This window comes from Desulfomonile tiedjei (assembly GCA_016212925.1).
GTDB lineage: Bacteria > Desulfobacterota > Desulfomonilia > Desulfomonilales > Desulfomonilaceae > JACRDF01.
In genome coordinates, this window is record JACRDF010000015.1 from 285,758 (window position 1) to 303,830 (window position 18,073).

Sequence of the window (18,073 nt, forward strand, 5' to 3'; positions counted from 1 at the left end):
ACAGTTGTGGGGTCCGCGCCATGAGCTTTTCTTTCGAAATTATTCACCAGGATCGTTCCGGTATGGGGCGGACCGGCATGCTTGTTACGTCTCACAGCGAAGTGCCTACGCCCGCGTTCATGCCCGTGGGCACCCGCGGGACAGTCAAAAGCGTCTCGCCGGAGGAAGTCTGGGGTCTCGGATACCGGATGATTTTGGGCAACGCGTACCACCTGTACCTTAGACCCGGACATGAATTGGTGGAGCGTCACGGAGGTCTGCATGCATTCATGCAGTGGCCCGGATCTATTCTCACGGACAGTGGAGGGTTCCAGGTCTTCAGCCTCGCTCGTCTTCGGAAGGTTAGCGATGAAGGTGTTCTTTTCCAGTCTCATATCGACGGCGGCTCCCACATGTTCACCCCGGAATTGAGTGTAAGGGTCCAGGAATCGCTGGGCTCGGACATCATAATGTGCCTCGACGACGTGAAAGGATATCCGGTTGAAAAAGCTGAAGCCCAGGAAGCAGCCATGAGGACGACCCGCTGGGCTCGCAGATCTTTGTCAGCCAAAAAAAAAGTTGACCCTGCTTTGTTTGGCATAGTACAAGGTTCGATGTTTTCGGATCTGAGGAGGTTAAGCGCGGAGTCGCTTACTGCCTTGGAACTGGACGGTTACGCTATCGGCGGACTCAGCGTTGGGGAACCTCGCGAGATCATGCTGGAAATGATAGAGGTCACGGTGCCTCTGCTCCCTGCGACTGTTCCTCGTTACGTGATGGGAGTTGGAAAACCACAAGACATTATGGATGGAGTGCTTAGAGGGGTTGATCTGTTCGATTGCGTGCTCCCCACTCGAAATGCCCGCAACGGAACACTGTTCACGTCCGTAGGTCAAATAAACATTAGAAACGCCCGATACCGTGAGGATTCGCGGCCGGTGGACCCTTGCTGCAAGTGCCCATTGTGCCGAAATTATTCCAGGGCTTATCTGAGACACCTCTTTCAGGAAAAGGAGATTTACGGCCTCACGCTCTCTACCATTCATAATCTTGCGTTTTACAATAAGATGATGGAGAGCATTAGACAGGCCGTGACCGAAGACAGGCTGGGCCGGTTTGCCCAGGAGTTTCTAGCCAGGATGGAGGATTCCGATGATTGACGTAGCATACGCCATGGCCCCCGGTGGTGGCTCAGGCGGTGGCGATATGAACACCCTGATGGGTTTCTTACCTATGGTTCTGATTCTGGGAGTTTTTTACTTCCTGCTTATCAGACCGCAACAGAAGAAAGCCAAAGAGCACAGAGAGTTATTGCAGAATCTCAAAAAGGGAGACGCTGTGATTACCCAAGGCGGTTTGTACGGCAAGATAGCCGGCTTGTCGGAGCAGGTGGTTACCCTTGAAATCGCCGACAAAGTGCGTGTCCGGGTCACCCGTGCCTCTGTGGCGGGATTGGCGCCGACCTTTTCCACCGACGATCAAAACCCCTGAGGAGTAACTATAGATGATCCAGAGCCTTCAATGGCGTGGTGCCATTATAGGTGTGATTCTAGTAGTGAGCCTGTTTCTCGTTTATCCCTCGCTCGGTCCTGTACCGGAGTTTTGGGCGAAACATCTCCCCAATAACCCGGTTCGGCTAGGATTGGACCTGCAAGGGGGATTATACTTAACCCTGGAGGTCCAGTCGGACTTGGCCGTGGAGGCCCTCACTGATCAGACCATTTCAGAAGCTTCGGCCTTGATGAAAGACGCGTCAATTCGGTACAGCGACGTAGTCAGGACTTCTCCCACCGCGCTATCCGTCTATCTCAAAGACCCCGGACAGGAGCCTCTCTTTGACGAGAAGGTCCTCGACAAGCTGCACAGTTTCAAGAAGGTCTCATCAGGCGCGGCCGATAAAGGCTTTGAGATCCAACTCGAGTTGGACCCCAAGACCGTGGAGAGCATAAAGCAAAGGGCGGTCCGGCAGGCCGTGGATACGATCCGCAACCGTGTAGACCAGTTCGGGGTTGCTGAACCTGATGTCGTCGTGCAAGGGGCTGACAGAATAGTCGTGCAGCTTCCGGGACTCCGGGAGGACATTAACCGAGCCATCGACATCATCAAACGAACGGCTCGTCTTGAGTTCAAACTTGTCGACGAAAAAGGAGACGTGGCCGCTGCCGAAAAAGGTGACATTCCCTCGGGTGATGAGCTGCTTTACCAGTTGAATCGCAACCCCAGAACCGGGGTGGTGACTAAGAGCGCTTTCCTGGTGAAAAAACAGATACTCATGACCGGTGATGTCATAACCGACGCCAAAGTCCAGCCCGATCGCGGCGGGAAAATGATTATCCATATAGACTTGAACCGTATCGGCGCGCAGCAGTTTGAGAGGATCACCGGCGAGCACGTGCGGGAGCGACTCGCGATCATACTGGATAACAGGGTCTATTCTGCGCCGGTAATCAAGGACAAAATTTCGGGTGGGTCGGCAATCATCGAAGGAGCTTTCTCGCCTGAAGAGGCCCATGATCTGGCGCTCGTGCTGCGAGCAGGGTCCCTGCCCGCGCCGGTGAAGATCCTTGAAAACCGGAGCGTCGGGCCGTCCTTAGGTGATGATTCCATCAGACTGGGACGAAATGCGATCGTACTCGGCATGGTGCTCATCGTGATCGGCATGGCCGTCTACTACAAATGGTCGGGAATGGTCGCGAATGTCGCTCTGATGATGAACCTGTTGCTGATATTTGCGGTTATGGTTTCGCCGTTTTTGCGGGCGACGTTGACCTTGCCCGGTCTTGCCGGAGTGGCCCTGACCATTGGTATGGCCATTGACGCAAACATTCTGATCTTCGAGAGAGTGAGAGAGGAACTTCGAGGCGGGAAATCAGCCCGCGCGGCAATGGACACGGGGTACAACAAGGCCTTCTTAACGATCATCGACACCCACGTGACCAATATATTGGCCGCTCTTCCCCTGATACAATTCGGGACAGGGCCGATAAAAGGTTTCGCGGTTACCCTGTGCATAGGACTTGTTGTCTCGCTATTCACGGCTTTCTTTGTCACTCGTACCATCTTTGATTATGCTTTCCAGGTTAAGCAAATCAAGAGCATGAGTATCTGAGAGTTGCGAAGATCAAGGGGCGCTCGTGATCTCGCGGGCCTGCAATACGTTTAACATCCGTTGGGGTGATACTTAAAAGGATTGAACCAGTGGAGCTGATAAAACCCAATACCAAAATCGATTTCATGGGAAATAGGCGCTACGCTTACGCGTTCACTACAGTCATGTTGATCTTGGCCTTGGCCTCCATCCCCATCAAGGGCCATGTCCGGCTTGGGATAGACTTCAGCGGCGGCGCGATGATTCAAGTCAAGTTCAATAAGACCGTGGACACGGATCACATACGAGAAGGCTTAAAGTCGTTAAGCGAAAACCTGATAGTCCAGAAGCTCCTGGGCACCGATGAATTCATAATCCGTATGGAGACCCCTGAAGAAGGGGCCGACAAGCTATCCCAGCGCGTACAGGGGCTCTTGAATAAGGAATTCGGCACAGGCAGTTCTGAAATCCGAAGCCTTGAAATGGTCGGTCCAAAGGTCGGGAAGGACCTGCAGAACGCGGCCATTTGGGCAACGATAATTGCCCTGGGCATGCTTCTGGTCTATATGGCCTTCCGTTTTACTTTCACGATGGGTCTGGGCGCAATTTTCTGTCTCGTTCACGACCTGTTGATTGTCTACGGCTTCTTTGCTTGGACGGGCAAAGAATTCAACCTGACGATTCTTGCGGCCATGCTCACGGTAATTGGTTACGACATCAACGATACGATCGTGGTCTGCGACCGGATTAGGGAAAACCTGAAACTGCAGAAGAAGGCCCCTCTTATTGACATTTTCAACGCTTCCATAAACCAGACTCTTTCCCGAACCGTTTTGACCAGTGGTTTCACAATGCTTTCCGTCGTAGCATTTCTGGCCCTAGGGACTCACATCTTGCAGGATTTCGCGTGGGCGCTGGTAATAGGTATTATATTCGGGACCTATTCTTCCATATTCGTAGCTTCGCCGTGCGTACTGGAGTTGGATCGGGTCCTACCTGTCAAACGGTGAAAAAGCGCACCCTGTCGGATAAATCCTTCCCATGACCATGCTTGTCGGGCATGAAAATGAAATCGCACTGCTTGAGCGGAGCGCGGCAGAGGGTCGCGCGGCGCATGCCTATCTCTTTGCCGGCCCGGAGGGCATTGGGAAAAAGCTGGTAGCGATCAAACTTGCATGCCTTCTAAATTGCCCTGACCCCGCGGAAGACCTGGAGGCCTCTTGCCCAGTCTGCCGGCGGATCGTGGCGGAAAACCATCCGGATTTCACCATCGAACGTCCCCAAAGGGGGATTATACGCATTGAACGAATTCGCGCGCTCCACAATTACTTTCGTTATGCTCCGGTGGAGGGACGTTATCGGGTTATAATCATTGACGATGCCCACCTCATGAACCGTTCGGCTCAGAACGCCCTCTTGAAGACCCTCGAAGAACCGCCGCCGGGACGCGTTCTCATACTTGTCACAGCCAAACCGTTTCTTCTGCTCTCAACAGTAAGGTCCAGATGCCGTCGTGTCAGGTTTGGTCCTATCCCCGTGGAGCCCCTGGCACATCTTCTTGAACAGCAGAAGGGAATGGATTCCGAAAAGGCGCGCGTTCTGGCTTCCATGTCTTGCGGAAGTGTATCAAAGGCCCTTGACAAGGAAACATCCAACTTCCTTGACTTGCGCGAGCAGATAATTTCCGCTCTCGCGGACCCAGGACGCACCGGACTGAGCGGCCTGCTCGAGGTTTCGGCTTTAATTTCCTCAGACAGAAAAACATCAGCCGAGGCAATCGAAATAGCCGTCACCTGGATTCGTGACCTTCTCATAGAAAAGGTCCTCGGGGATGCTTCCACTTTGATCCACCGAGATTTGCTTGACAGAATCTCGTCAGAGGCTCAACATCACAATAGTGAGGCGCTTGTTTCAGCGTACGACCAGTTGGCGGAAGCTTCCGCCCTGATTGAAGCCGATATAAATGTAAACCGAAATATGGTGACCGACGTGATGCTTTTGAAGGTCGCCCGCATATTGGCCGGTCCGTCGCTCGGTATGGTTCGAGCCGCGGGATGAAAGCTTGAAAATATGGATGAACAGGATAAAAGCAAAAAGGAAATCTCCTACCTCCCCAGATCGTGGGGATCGTCGCCCCTTCGTGAGAAAAAGCCGGAGGAGCATGTAGCGGAGTTTGTTGAGGCCCAACCTGAGGATACCACGCTTTCCGCGGATGAAATCCCAGCCCATAGCCAACCCGTAGAGCCTATTTCCGAGCAGCCGCCTGTCGAAGTTGATACCGCGGACGAATCCCACCGGTCTAAGAACCAAACATGGCCTGAGTGGAGTTCCGAAAGCCCGCCGATGAGATGGGCCGAATCCCCCGATGTTCAGGGCCGGCCTGTTGCCGCGGAGAGCACGGCTTTGCGCCTGAAAGTCAATGTCACGGGGGTACGGTTCGGTTATGCTTGCAAGATTTATCACTTCGATGCAGGAGACATGGCGTTGGACCAGGGCGATTGGGTTGTAGTGAAGACGGAGAAAGGCATGGGCCTGGGGCAGATAGCCATCCCGCCCTTTGAACGGGAAATGGATGCCTCGCAACTGGAAACGCTGCGCAAAATAATCCGAAAAGCAGGCAAAGTAGACTTTGATCAGAGAATGCGATGCGCCCAGAGGGAAGCGCAGGCGTACGCCTACTGCCTGGAACGGATTGACGCCCTGGGGCTGCCCATGAAGCTTGTGGCCGTCGAGTGCTTCTTTGACGGCTCGAAGTACGTTTTTTACTTCACAGCGGAAGGCCGCGTGGACTTTCGCGAGCTTGTGAAGCAACTTGTAGGCCGCTTTCCGGTCCGCATAGAAATGCGCCAGATCGGCGTGAGGCATGAAGCAAAAATGACCGGCGGCCTGGCCTGTTGCGGGCAGGAGCTGTGCTGCTCCAGGTTTCTGACGGATTTTCGCCCTGTGTCGGTGAAAATGGCCAAGAACCAGAATCTGTCGCTAAACCCCACAAAGATTTCGGGCGTGTGCGGACGTCTCATGTGCTGCCTTGCCTACGAGCATGAAACGTATGAGGAGTTCAAGAAAGGACTCCCAAGAGTGGGAAAGACGGTCAAGACTCAAAAAGGTGAAGGAGTAGTTGTAAAACACAATCCCCTGGCGGAAACGGTCTTTGTCCGGATGGAAGACGACACCATGGCCGAAGTGTCAAGGGATGACATGATCTCGGATGTGGAACCTCAAACGCAGAAGAACGGTAAGAAAAAGGCCGGAGGGAAGAAATCGGCCCAAAATCGTTCGGCAAAGGAACCGGAAGAAGAGTCTGAGTTAAGGCCCCGTGAAACCGAGCGGTAACGTGCCTGGAGAGCCGGCGTTCGCCGGTTCTTTCCTGTCTTCACGTCTCAAATGTCGGCTGTCTAAAAAAAACCGGAAGTTTTATGTCGTGCGAAGTCGGTGACGGTCCCATAGACGTTTGCGGCCTCGTGTATCACTAGGTTCCCGACCGTAACCGTGAATTCGCCCCAAGGTTCGATTTTGCCCATAGGTTGTACGGGACCGTTTTTCGCTCAAAGCAGGGACCCTCACCCTGCCCTCTCCCCAAGGGAGAGGGAACTGTGAACCGGATCCACAAAGCCCCCTCGTCCCCTGGGAGAGGGTTGGGGTGAGGGCTCCAGCCCTAGTCTCCAGATGGGCAGATCACATCTCGTCACTGATCTGAGTCAAGGGAGGTAATGCGTTGGCACGAGCGCGAGCACTTTTGACAGCGATGGCCGTGACAAGCCTGCTCATGTCTGCGGATTTGGGCCAATGCGGGCCGGTTTTCGAGCGGGTGATGAAAAGCGGCACAATTAGGCTTGGCCTGCCCTATAATCGTGTTCCCCAGGGGTTCCTCAAACCCACGGGAGAATGGGTGGGCTTCGAGGTGGACCTAGGCACTGAAATGGCCAAGCACATGAACCTCAAATTGGAGGCGGTCAAAGTTAACGACAAGACCTGGCCGACTCTGCTCGCCGAAGGACGGATCGACGCGGCCCTGTGCAGGATAAGGCATACTCGTTCCGTCGAGGGTGAGTACGATTTGTCTGTAGCGTATTTCTTTGACTCACTGTACGCGCTCATTCCTAAGGGAGGCTTAAAGACGATCTCTGATTTCAAAGGACACAAAGTTGCCGCTGTCCAGGGCTCGTCGGCCGAAAAGACCGCTATGCGTCTACTGAAGGAATCGGGAGACGACTCCGCGGAGAAAAACGTTATTTCCTATCCGGACCGGCCGTCCTGTTTCATGGCTTTGGGCCGGGAGAAGGTCTCCGCGTGGGTCGATACCGGGACAGTATTGCTCGAGTATGCCTCGCGGAGTCCCGGGCGGTTCGAGCTTATGCCCGTATCGCAAAGTGTTGAAGAAATTGCAGCGGCAATGCCTCAGGACGACTCCGCGTGGCGAGACCTGATTAACTTTGCTATCCAGGATATGGCTGCCGACGGGTCTCTGAAAAAGATTTACGATCAATGGTTCGGCCCGGAAACACCTTACCCCTTCCCCAGCAGGCGGTCTATCGAGATTTGGTCTGAATAGCTGTCGTTTTGACCGGTGATTGGTACATCGGCGGTTTGATATCCCGTAACGTGCTCCTGTCAAGGCTATCGCAGGCACCAGGCGGGCACATCCCGCTCTACGACTGGACGAGGCGCCTCCTGTAGGGCGGGCCGTGCCCGCCTCAAAGTGAGGGTGAACCTTCTGAGAGAATCTGATGAAACGAGTCATACTTGGAACCGCCGGACATATAGATCATGGCAAGACTGAACTGGTTCGAGCCTTGAGCGGTATCGACACAGACCGGCTTAAGGAAGAAAAGCAGCGCGGGATAAGCATAGAGCTGGGCTTTGCTTTTCTGGATCTCGGCCAGGATGTGCGCATGGGCATAGTGGACGTTCCCGGCCACGAAAAGTTCGTCCGCCAGATGGTGGCAGGCTCGGGTGGAATAGACATTGCTGCGCTGGTGGTAGCTCTCGATGAAGGGGTGATGCCGCAGACAGTGGAACACCTTGATATTCTCAATCTTTTGGGAATACGGCAGGGGCTGGTGGTTTTGACCAAACTGGACCTGGTGGACGAAGAGCTGGCCCTGCTGGCTGAAGAAGACGTTCGCGATGCCGTCAAGGGGACCTTTCTGGAAGAAGCGCCCATGATTCGTGTTTCGTCGAAGACCCGTGAAGGAATAGACCTGCTCAAAGAGACCCTTGTGGCGTCTGCGCTTCAAGTCACTGAGCGGCCGGTTCACGGACTGCTCAGACTGCCGGTAGACCGGGTTTTCACCATGAAAGGCCACGGAACCGTGGTGACCGGTACCTTGATATCCGGAACCGTCTCCGCGGGCGACGAAGTGGAAATACTGCCTCGCGGATTGCGATCCTCGGTGCGAGCGCTCGAATCCCACAACAAGCCCGAGCCGAAAGCCTTTCCAGGTGAACGTGTAGCAATAAACCTCCGAGGTGTGGAGCAGGACCAAATACACCGGGGTGAGGTCCTTGTTCATCCGGGGGATTTCAAACCTTCCTATATAGTGGACGTAAATCTCAAGGCTCTTGCCCGCTCACCTGTGGCGCTGAAAAACCGCAAGAAGGTGCGATTGCACCACTACACCACTGAGGTAGAGGCCCTACTGGTCCTCCCCGACATGGATGCTCTTGAGCCGGGCAAAGAAACATTGGCCCAACTGAGGACGTCGTCTCCTATCGTTCCGGCCACAGGTGACCGATTCGTCGTCCGAGCCCTGTCTCCTTCCATCACTCTTGGGGGCGGAGTGATCATGAACCCCAGAGGTGCAAAGCTCAAACACCGCACGGTCAAGACCTTCATGGAGATCGACCACGCTGATGACACGGGTATCGTAGCTTCCCTGGTGCGCAGCGCAGGCCTGCCGGGAGTGGCGAGGGGCGAATTACTCGGCCTATCGGGTCTGTCAGCCAAACGTCTGGACAAGGTGCTTGAAACACTAAGAAATTCTCACACGGTTATCAGGTTTGATGCGGCGGACAATCGCATGGTCCATGCCGACTTCTTTGAAATGGTTAAACACAAAATAGTGGAGCGTCTTAGCTCCTTCCATCAAGAGCAGCCCCTCCGTGACGGGATATCCAAACAGGAGCTTCGTTCCAGCGTGCCGGGTGGTGACAAGCTCTTCAAGGCCGCAATGGAGAGCCTGGTCGGGAAACAGAACGTGGTCGATCAAGGTGATACTGTTCGAGCGGCATCTCACAAGGTGCGCTTGAAGGATGAAGAGAAAGGGCTCAAGGACAGGATCTTGAAGATAATTGTGGATGGCAAAAATCAACCTCCTGTGCTGAAGGAGATCCTTGCCGACACCGGCTCGGACAATAAACAGGTTAGAAGCCTGCTGAACATCCTGGAAAAAGAAGGCAAAGTTGTCCGGATCAAGGAGGACATCTACTTTTCTGCGGGCTTCATCAATCAGACCAAGGCGAGCATGGAGGAGTTCATCAAGCGCGAGGGCGGGCTAACCCCCTCACAGTTCCACGAGATCACCGGCTCTTCCAGAAAGTACAACATTCCTCTCCTGGAATACTTCGACCGCCAGCGTTTCACTATGAGGATAGGAGATCAACGGGTGCTGAGGGGCTCGGGAACTTCGGGCGAGGGAGGCAAGGCCGAGTAGAAATCAGCGACTTTTTTCAGGCTCTCCAGACAATCCGATCTCTGGGCTTCAAAGCGCCTGGCCGCATCGGGGCTCTTGTCTTCCACGTACTGATACAGGGCCCAGGCCTGATGATCCATACACCCGTAGGAATTGTCCAACAGGTCGATGAGCTGCTTGTCCACTCCTGATAGTCTGGCGCCGGCAACGGCTTTGAGCTTGCCACGGATCACGCGCACCCGCTTTTGAACGTTCTTGGCAATTTCCAGGGCCGTTTCTTTGGGTAGGATGTCAGCGACAAATCCGTCGGCAGTGGTTCCCAGTAAGAGAAAGGAATCATTGAGATAAGCTGTGGCCGTCTCACCGAAAGCATTCAGGAACATTACCCGATCGTCGGCCAAGAGTGTTGACGGCCCGAGTATCAAGGCTACAATAAGTATCAGTCGAATTCTTCCCATGGTCCTGCGCGATCCGGAGATTAACTTTCGGCCCCTTGCAATCGACCCGGTAACGGCAAAACTCATAACACGACCCCGGAAAGGAGACAACCTTTTTAATGAGAATACTTCTTCATGCCTGCTGCGCTCCATGCCTCGTATATCCCCTGGATGATCTGCGCTCGGAGGGTCACGAAGTCACGGCCTTTTTCTTTAATCCCAACATCCATCCGTATACCGAATACCTGCGCAGGTTGGACGCTTTCACGGTGTACACTCGCGACAATGACGTCCGCGTCCTGACCGACATCCCTCCCGCGGGCATGGAGGAATGGCTCAGAGAGATCGTGTTCCGTGAGTCCCAGAGATGTCGTATATGTTTCGATCTGCGGATAGATGTCACCGCCAGACTCGCTCAGACAAGGGGATTCGACGCCTTTTCCACCACCTTGCTGTACAGTCGTTTCCAAAAACATGACCTGCTGAAATCCACAGGAGAGGTCGTTTCCGAAAAATACGGCATCCCGTTCATATACCGTGACTGGCGCACAGGCTGGAACGAAGGAATCAAGAAATACCGAAAACTTGGCCTGTACAGACAAAAATACTGCGGATGCATCTATAGCGAAAAAGAACGCGCCCTCAAAATAATATGAGGCGGGACAAGAGAGAAAAAGAGAAAGAAGAAGGGAAAGAAGAAGAAGAAGAAAAGATGCGGGGGACCCTTTTTTGTGTAAAAAAGGGTCCTCCGCACCCCTCCCAAAAAACTCTATATGGCTTTTTGGTCTGCTTCCGCTGCTAGCGGAAGCAGACCAAAAAGCGGCATACAGCTAGCCGAGGGAAGGGACACGACACGAATTGCCGTAACAGCACTTATCGGACTCCTCAGCGTCACAGCCGCGGTGACGGGAGAGCCTCGTCCCGCCTAAGAGTAGATCCAGACATACACGAGCATTCCCGGAAACCGCACCGGGTGCACCGGGATCGAGATTGGATCTATCAGCGTTTTCCAGCCACAAAAAGAAACCGCCAGGACAGCAGGGGAAGTTGCTTGGCTGAATGAAACAACCCGGCGGAGCTATTTCGCTGGGGTTATGTCCTGAGTTAATGCGTGGCGCAAGATCAAAAAAGCGCTGTGGTTGCATCACAAGTTAGGTCACCAAACCTGGGAATGGTCCAGGTGGTTTCATAATTCCGCTTGAAACGGATAATAGTCGAGTTGGGTGGGAGGGATTCAATGTACTGGTGGAATGTGTCGCAACTGGCGGAAGATCTCCGAGAGGGACGAGTCGAGGAAAAGGAGCGGTTCAAGTATTATCTCGCGTATATTGTCTCGGGTGAAGTTATTCTAAGGTGTTGGATGTATTTTCCTGAGACGTTCAATATCCTGACATTAATGTGCAATGCTGCGAGCGTCATTATCGTTACCACCGGAGTGATGCTTTGTTACCGGGCCAACAGAAATGGAGACAACACCGATTTCATAGGAAGGATGATCTGCTTGGGTTGGCCTGTCGGTATTAGGCTCCTAGTGCTCGCTGTGATTCCCGGATTAGCTCTTTTCCCTACGTTCAGCCTAATTGACAGGGTTGGTACGGCAATGGGCTATTCATGGGACCAAATTAAGGAGGCAATGCTTGTACCGGAATATGTGTTGAGGCTTGCTTTTGGAATCTTGTATTTCTGGCTGCTCTACAAGTATGTGAAGCTTGTTGCTCAGCCGAAAGAGGCTTCGTGACAAGACAAGAGATGCGGTAGACACTAAGTTCTAATATTGTAGCCACCGGCCTCCGTGCCGGCGGATGAAGCGCAGACGACTCAACCAAGCCATAGGCGTGGTCCGGCATGGACGTCGGACCCTACCCATTCTTTGGAATCTGGCGTGGCCTAAAGTCATAGCGCGTAGGATGCTGGTGAACGAAGTGAACCGCATCGCTAGCTATAGCAAATCTCGAATGTTCTTTCCGAATGGGATCGCACTGCTGGGCAAGCCAGCAGTGGCACCCTGGGAATCAAACGGTCATTACTTTCGAGAACTGCTATAAGAATCCTACCCGAGCGGTCCCTGCGAATTCTTGAAATGGGATTATCGTGAGGAAGCCCACGAGCGAATAGTCTCTATCTGAGAGTCGGGAATGCAGAGAAATTCCATGAACTGGCGGTGTTTTTCCGGCGCGGATCGCTCAAACTCGACATGCCATCGAATCATGTCCTCCTCGCTGAAGCCGCAAGCAGATAGAAGAGATGTCCAAGTTGCCGCGTTCATGACCCCAATGCGGTCGAATAGAGCCCGATTCTTGAGCAATCCCAAAATGAACCGCTGTTGATCGCGGAGATGCTGGATTTCGTCGTTAAGCTCGTCAAGCCTCTGCTCTAGCGTCTGAGCGAAACCGTGGTCAGGAGAATCCAGGATATTCGAGATTTCCTTCAAAGCCAGGCCTGCCTTGCGGTAGGTGCAGATTTGCTCCAGCCGCGCCACGTCCGATGCAGAATATTGTCGATAGGCTCCTTCCGTGCGAGAGGAAGGCTTTAACAGCCCTATGGAATCATAATAGAGGAGCGTGCTGCGCGAAAGGCCAAACTTCCTTGCCAACTTTCCAATTGTGTACACGCTGCGGTCCTCCCTTTGCGCAGGGGTTCTTGGGCCGCCGTAGCGCCGGCATCCTGCCGGTAGCCTCGCCCTCCCCGCGCGCAAGGGTCCTTGACTAAAGGGTCTCTCGCATTTCCCTATCCAAATAGCCTGTTGAAGAAGCGGTTGGCTCGCATCTGCCAGTACGCGATGTTGACCGGTATGAGGCTTCTGCTGTCGAAATTCACGTTCCCGATATTTCCCAAGGACGAGAGATAATTGACGTGCGCGGCCACAGATACCGGGCACCCCTTCGCATGCATGTGGCGCGAGGACCTCTCTTTGAAGCAGTGGAGCAAAGACCCGAAAATCTTCAGGATCATGTCATTGGATTTGGTTTTTGTTGCGTCCACCTGGGTAGTGGTCTTGTAGTTGCTCTCGATCTTCACGTGCTTGCCGTCTATGTCCCCTTCCCAACTGGTGCAATCTCCCGCGAACATCACCCGTTCGCCATCGGCAAGGTTCAGCGGTCCCTCCACCTTGCCCACCACATAGCGAACCTTTTTCATCTCATCATACACATCCGGGTAGAAGGTCTTGAATATGTGCATCGCTTCTTGAAGCGCACCCGGACAGCCGCCCCAGCAGTAGTCGCGAGAATGATTTTCGGGAAACGCCCCAACAGTACACCTGAGGCTGGGCGTGCTCTTGAAATAGTCGTCAACATGCTCCATGCACAGCTCGAATTTTTGAGTTTTGTGCTGAACTTCTTCCAAGGGAAAGTCGCCGGAAACCTCTATCTGGTCCAAATCCATGGGCCCGTAGCCTCTGTCCGAAGCGTACCGCAGATGAATCAGGTCCTTCGGGTCCACATGAACCATGTGGCAGCCCACGGTGTCCACCGCGCAGGAATTCACCCCCATGACTATCGCGCCCATGGGAAAGGGCGTGGGAGTAAGCATCATCTTCTGGCCGGCTACGATGCCGTCAATGGCGATAAACTTGGGCTGGATAACCTCTTGTAAGTCCGCGATCTTCTCTTCTAAGAAACTGTTGTGATCCACCAGCCTGTGACGGTCGTCCTGTAAGCCTATGTAGTTCTTGAGGCCTAGAGTCAATCGAGTCCAGGGATGGGCCTTGAATTTAGGCAAGTTTATCAGAAAGTCGCAATCCGCGATCGGTTTGGGGACAAAGATCAGATCGCGCAGTCTCTTGCCGTGAGTTAGTTTCAACGGGACTTGTTTGGACTCATCCAGGTAATACGCTCTGATCTTATGTTTCCTGATGATTTTTGTGTACCCGGCGTTGCTGAAACAGTAGCGAGTCGGGACAGTGATACCTGACCTTTCAGCTACCGCCAGCTCCTCGATGGAGTTTCCCTGGCCCTTTGCCGCCATTATGGCGCCTTCAAGAAACTCCTTTCGAGTGAACGCGTGAGGGAAAATCTCCTCATGGGCAATCACGCAGTTCGGCTTCAGGATAGTCTTCCCGAAAGGATGTGCTCCAAGCTCTTCCATCCCTTCCTTGAGGATGCCCGCGATCCTGTCCGGATCGTACTCATCGCATCTCATTATCAGGACCTTGTGCTTCATGACGACATCCTTCCTTTGTTATGGTTCACCGTGCTTGAGACGGCTCTGCGCCCGGTGAGAATGGAGGGGGCGACGCATCTCCCCCTCCAAGCCTCCCCCATCGTGACTCTCGGCGGTTGCGATAGTCCCGGTGAAAGCTTGTCTTCCCTTCTCGGTGAAGTCTCACACCACTAAAAAATCAGGCCCGATTCTTTTCCAGCCAGTATGTCAAAGCGAGCACCGTCCAAATCTGCCTGTTGTTGTCCTTCTTTCCTTGTAGGTGCTCATCCAGCAGCCGCCGGCAGTACGCCGGATTCAGCAAGCCAATGGCACTGAGCCGTCTCGTGGAGAAGCTGTCGAGAATGAAATCCTTGAGTTCCTCCTTTATCCAATAAGGCAACGGCGGAGTAAAGCCTTTCTTCTTGCCTTTGCGAATGGCCGGGGGGAGGAGGTTCCTTACGGCTCGTCTCAAAAGCCGCTTGGTTTGAAGCCCTGTTGACTTGATACGCGGCGGTATGACCGCCAGTCTTTCCACCAACTCGTGATCCAGAAGTGGGACCCTGGCCTCCAGTGAATGGGCCATTGTCATTCTATCAACTTTTGTGAGGTTGTCGTCCAGCAAAAAAGTTTTGGCGTCCACATAAAGAAGTTGATTCAGCGGATGAGCGTGGCTGGCAGCCGCAAAATGCCGTTCAAAAACAGCGAAGCTGTCCCGAAAGCCTGTCCCGAGAAACTCCCCGGAGCAGAGTTCCTTTTTTTCGTCCTCGCTGAAAATGACTTTCCACCAGTAGTGTCCCTGTCCCAGAGGAAGATCCGCGCCGGTAACAAAGCGTTTGGCTTTGTAGTCGAAACTTATGCGGTCCATCGAAGTCGGCAATGCCATGACAACAGGGGTGATCAGATTCTCGCGCAGCCATCGAGGGATCATAGTGAAGATCCGGCTGACCCTGTACGCCACGTGCGTGGGGTACCCTGCGAATATCTCGTCCCCGCCGTCTCCGGTAAGGACTACTTTTACGTGACGCGCGGCAAGTTCCGACACAAGGAATGTCGGGATGGCGGAATAGTCCGCGAACGGCTCGTCAAAAAAGTTCAGAAGCTCCGGAATGGATTCGATCATTGCAGGGCGCCCGGTGGTTTCCAGGTGCTCGGTGCCCAATGTGGCCGCCACCAGACGAGCTTCTTTTGATTCGTCGTAAGACTTCCTATCGAACCCGATAGTGAACGTCTTCAGCGGCACGTTGAGTTTGCGGGCCATGACCGCTGCCACCGTAGTAGAGTCCAGTCCCCCACTGAGAAGAGCGCCGACTTGAACGTCCGCTATCATGTGCCTGCGGATCGCTGTTTCCACCAAGTCCAGGATTTCCGCCTCGTAATCCCGGCGGGGCGGTTCTTCTTCTCCGGCTGCGGGAAGTGGAATGTCCCAGTATCTACTTATTTTCATGCCTTCCGGCGAACAAGTGAGAAAACACCCGGGCGGCAGTTTTCTTACAGCGGCAAACGCGGTGGCCGGAGTAGGCACGTACATCAAGGAGAGATAGTCGTATAGAGCCTGGTAGTCTGGCTCACGGCTTATTCCCCCGGCCAGAACGGCTTTGAGTTCACTACCGAAGAGTAGTCGCCGTTTGTCGTCGTACGAATAAAAGAGGGGCTTGATTCCAAGCCTGTCGCGGGCCAGGAAGAGCCGGCGATGTTTGGAGTCCCACAAGGCGAACCCGAACATACCGTTCAGGCGAGTGACACAGTTCTCGCCCATCTCTTCGTACAGATGAAGGATGACCTCAGTGTCGGATTGCGTGCGAAAACGATGCCCTTTTGAAAGTAGTTCCGAACGCAATTCCGGATAGTTGTAGATTTCCCCGTTGAAGACAATCCAGAGCGACTCGTCTTCATTCGTGATCGGCTGGTGGCCGCCTTCGAGGTCGATGATGCTGAGCCTGCGCATGGCCAGACCCACCGACCCGGCCACGTAAAATCCCTCATCGTCGGGACCGCGATGGACCATGGTCCTGTTCATCCGCTCCAGGACGGCCCGATCCACTTCAGCAGTCGGGTCGAGGAGAAATATTCCGCAAATTCCGCACATATGGTGAACTTCGACGAATGTCGCTTTCAAATGAGGAAGCTGCGAGGGAATTTCTGTGTGTAAGAAAGGTTTCCTCGTGCTCCCTTCAAGAAACTCCATATCTCGCCGCCGGTCAGCTTCTGCCTCTGGCGGAAGCTGACCGGCGGACAGGATATAGAAGTTTTTGGACAAGGGTGCGGGTGCCCTCGGCGGGCGGCCACGTCTTCCTTCGAGTCGCCCCGGTCACCACGGCGGTTGAGCCAGCACAAAGACGGATTATCGCCCTGCGCGCAGCAGCTTTTTACAAAAAGGTTCTCCCCGCAATTTCCTTACTTCTATGCCCATTCACATCAGTCGCGCTCTTGGAGCCTGAGGGACGCGAATTGGTCCAGGACGAGACCGAAGAATATTATATTGATGCCCCCTGCAAGGAAAAGCACAGTGCCTCCTGAAAACTGGGCAAAAAGGATCAGGTTCCTAATGGTCAGGGCAATTCCCGCTAGTATCATAACCAGGCCGGCTGGGAAGAATATTTTGTTCGGATTTGCGAGGGTGATTATACGAAGCATGAACATGATGAACCGGAAGCCGTCACGAAAAGGATTCAGCTTGCTATGGGTCTCAGGAGGCCTACGCCTGGCCCGGATCGGGACAAATCCGACACTGTAACCTGCGGTAATCAAACTCAATGTGCTGGTGGATGGAAATGAATAGCCATTCGGGTATATGTGCAGAAACTTGATCGCCACACTATGGCGAAAGGCTCGAAACCCAGAGGTCAGGTCCGGGATTTGCTGTTCCGCGAGGAACGTAGCTAGTCTGCGCAGTAAGATGTTACCGAAATTCCTCAGCAATGAACCGTCGTCGTTCGTAAAAGACCTGGCACCCACCACGAGATCAAAAGAATCGAGGCCCGCTATCAGTCTGTTGAGGTCCCGTGGATCGTGTTGTCCGTCACCGTCCAGGATCGCAACCAGACCGCCGGGAATTGCCCTCAGAGCGGTTTTGACAGCCGCACCGTTGCCCTTGTTGAGCGGATGGGAGATCACATCAGCTCCGGCCTCTGCGGCCACACGGGCCGTCGCGTCCGTCGAGCCATCGTCTATCAGCAGAATCCGCGCGGCCGGAACGTTCTGTCGGACCTCACGAATTATGTCGCCAACAGTCTTTTCTTCATTGTATGCGGGAATGACCACGGTTACCGGCTCTTTCGACCGGTCCGTGCCGCGTTGGAGTGTGCCGAGTTGTTCTGTCATAACCAACAATTGGTATTGGGAATTGCATCCAAGATAATCTCGGATCGAAAACCGGAATCCCACATGAGATAGCATCATAAGGCCCGAGTGTCAAAGTCAATGAAGCAAAAGACGCAATGCTCAGGCTGTCCGGTGGTAAATGGTCTCCGTCCCCCGTAACCATTGAGAGTGGTTTGAGGAGAATCCCATCAGTCCAACGCGGACGTGATCGTCACCCCGGCGAAAGCCGGGGTCCAGTCCCGCGCGGAACGCGCGATTGAATCCCGCGTTTCGCGGGACTGGATTCCGGCCCCGGTGTTCACCGGAGTAAACTTGGGGATCGCCGGAATGAAGGCAAATCGAGGTAGGACTGCCGGTTTCCCGACAGCCCCCTCACAGATCCCGGCGTGCGGTATTCCCGCACCGGGCTCTTCAGGACCGCTCGCTTCCGCACTGGCAGGTGTCACAGAAGCATTTGCTGGACGGGTCCGGCACGC

Annotated in this window: 15 protein-coding genes; 10 read left to right on the plus strand and 5 right to left on the minus strand. The window is 54.0% G+C overall.

All coding sequences use genetic code 11. The features are described 5' to 3' along the window. Positions 1-20: 20 nt before the first annotated feature. The 8 genes from tgt (at position 21) to selB (ending at position 9,720) form a co-directional block, all read left to right on the plus strand. Positions 21-1,139 carry a tRNA guanosine(34) transglycosylase Tgt gene (gene tgt / locus HY913_08680; GenBank protein ID MBI4963339.1) on the plus strand — a complete coding sequence of 373 codons (1,119 nt, stop codon included), beginning with the start codon at positions 21-23 and terminating at the stop codon, positions 1,137-1,139. After that, positions 1,132-1,470 carry a preprotein translocase subunit YajC gene (yajC, locus tag HY913_08685; GenBank protein MBI4963340.1) on the plus strand — a complete coding sequence of 113 codons (339 nt, stop codon included), beginning with the start codon at positions 1,132-1,134 and terminating at the stop codon, positions 1,468-1,470. The genes tgt and yajC overlap by 8 nt, the downstream gene beginning before the upstream one ends. Positions 1,471-1,483: 13 nt before the next feature. After that, the gene (secD, locus tag HY913_08690) at positions 1,484-3,088 is read left to right on the plus strand and encodes a protein translocase subunit SecD (protein ID MBI4963341.1); all 1,605 of its coding nucleotides are present in this window, start codon (positions 1,484-1,486) and stop codon (positions 3,086-3,088) included. Between the two features lie 89 nt (positions 3,089-3,177). Next, on the plus strand, positions 3,178-4,077 hold the full coding sequence (secF, locus tag HY913_08695; GenBank protein ID MBI4963342.1) for a protein translocase subunit SecF: 900 nt from the start codon (positions 3,178-3,180) through the stop codon (positions 4,075-4,077). 31 nt (positions 4,078-4,108) lie between these two features. Then, positions 4,109-5,125 (plus strand): DNA polymerase III subunit delta', encoded by a 1,017-nt coding sequence (holB, locus tag HY913_08700; protein MBI4963343.1) that lies wholly within the window; start codon positions 4,109-4,111, stop codon positions 5,123-5,125. Positions 5,126-5,476: 351 nt separating this feature from the next. Continuing rightward, a complete protein-coding gene (locus tag HY913_08705; GenBank protein MBI4963344.1) occupies positions 5,477-6,400 on the plus strand; it encodes a stage 0 sporulation family protein in 924 nt (307 codons plus the stop codon). Between the two features lie 382 nt (positions 6,401-6,782). Beyond that, the gene (locus HY913_08710; protein MBI4963345.1) at positions 6,783-7,619 is read left to right on the plus strand and encodes a transporter substrate-binding domain-containing protein; all 837 of its coding nucleotides are present in this window, start codon (positions 6,783-6,785) and stop codon (positions 7,617-7,619) included. 175 nt (positions 7,620-7,794) lie between these two features. Further along, entirely contained in the window at positions 7,795-9,720 is a 1,926-nt protein-coding gene (selB, locus tag HY913_08715) for a selenocysteine-specific translation elongation factor (GenBank protein ID MBI4963346.1), read from the plus strand. Here the strand turns inward: selB and HY913_08720 are convergent. Further along, positions 9,666-10,157 (minus strand): hypothetical protein, encoded by a 492-nt coding sequence (locus HY913_08720; protein MBI4963347.1) that lies wholly within the window; start codon positions 10,155-10,157, stop codon positions 9,666-9,668. The genes selB and HY913_08720 overlap by 55 nt on opposite strands. Positions 10,158-10,255: 98 nt before the next feature. Here HY913_08720 and HY913_08725 point away from each other — a divergent pair, with 98 nt between their 5' ends. Beyond that, positions 10,256-10,792, plus strand: coding sequence for an epoxyqueuosine reductase QueH (locus HY913_08725; protein MBI4963348.1), 537 nt, complete (start codon positions 10,256-10,258; stop codon positions 10,790-10,792). A gap of 581 nt (positions 10,793-11,373) precedes the next feature. Further along, positions 11,374-11,874, plus strand: a complete 501-nt coding sequence (locus tag HY913_08730; GenBank protein ID MBI4963349.1) for a hypothetical protein — start codon at positions 11,374-11,376, stop codon at positions 11,872-11,874. Positions 11,875-12,222: 348 nt separating this feature from the next. Here HY913_08730 and HY913_08735 read toward each other — a convergent pair whose 3' ends face one another. The 4 genes from HY913_08735 to HY913_08750 form a co-directional block, all read right to left on the minus strand. Beyond that, the gene (locus tag HY913_08735) at positions 12,223-12,747 is read right to left on the minus strand and encodes a MerR family transcriptional regulator (GenBank protein MBI4963350.1); all 525 of its coding nucleotides are present in this window, start codon (positions 12,745-12,747) and stop codon (positions 12,223-12,225) included. 116 nt (positions 12,748-12,863) lie between these two features. Continuing rightward, positions 12,864-14,297: a DUF362 domain-containing protein gene (locus HY913_08740; GenBank protein MBI4963351.1), complete on the minus strand. Its 1,434-nt coding sequence runs from the start codon at positions 14,295-14,297 to the stop codon at positions 12,864-12,866. A gap of 178 nt (positions 14,298-14,475) precedes the next feature. Next, a complete protein-coding gene (gene asnB / locus HY913_08745; GenBank protein ID MBI4963352.1) occupies positions 14,476-16,461 on the minus strand; it encodes an asparagine synthase (glutamine-hydrolyzing) in 1,986 nt (661 codons plus the stop codon). 230 nt (positions 16,462-16,691) lie between these two features. Then, positions 16,692-17,597 carry a glycosyltransferase family 2 protein gene (locus HY913_08750; protein MBI4963353.1) on the minus strand — a complete coding sequence of 302 codons (906 nt, stop codon included), beginning with the start codon at positions 17,595-17,597 and terminating at the stop codon, positions 16,692-16,694. Positions 17,598-18,073: the final 476 nt, after the last annotated feature.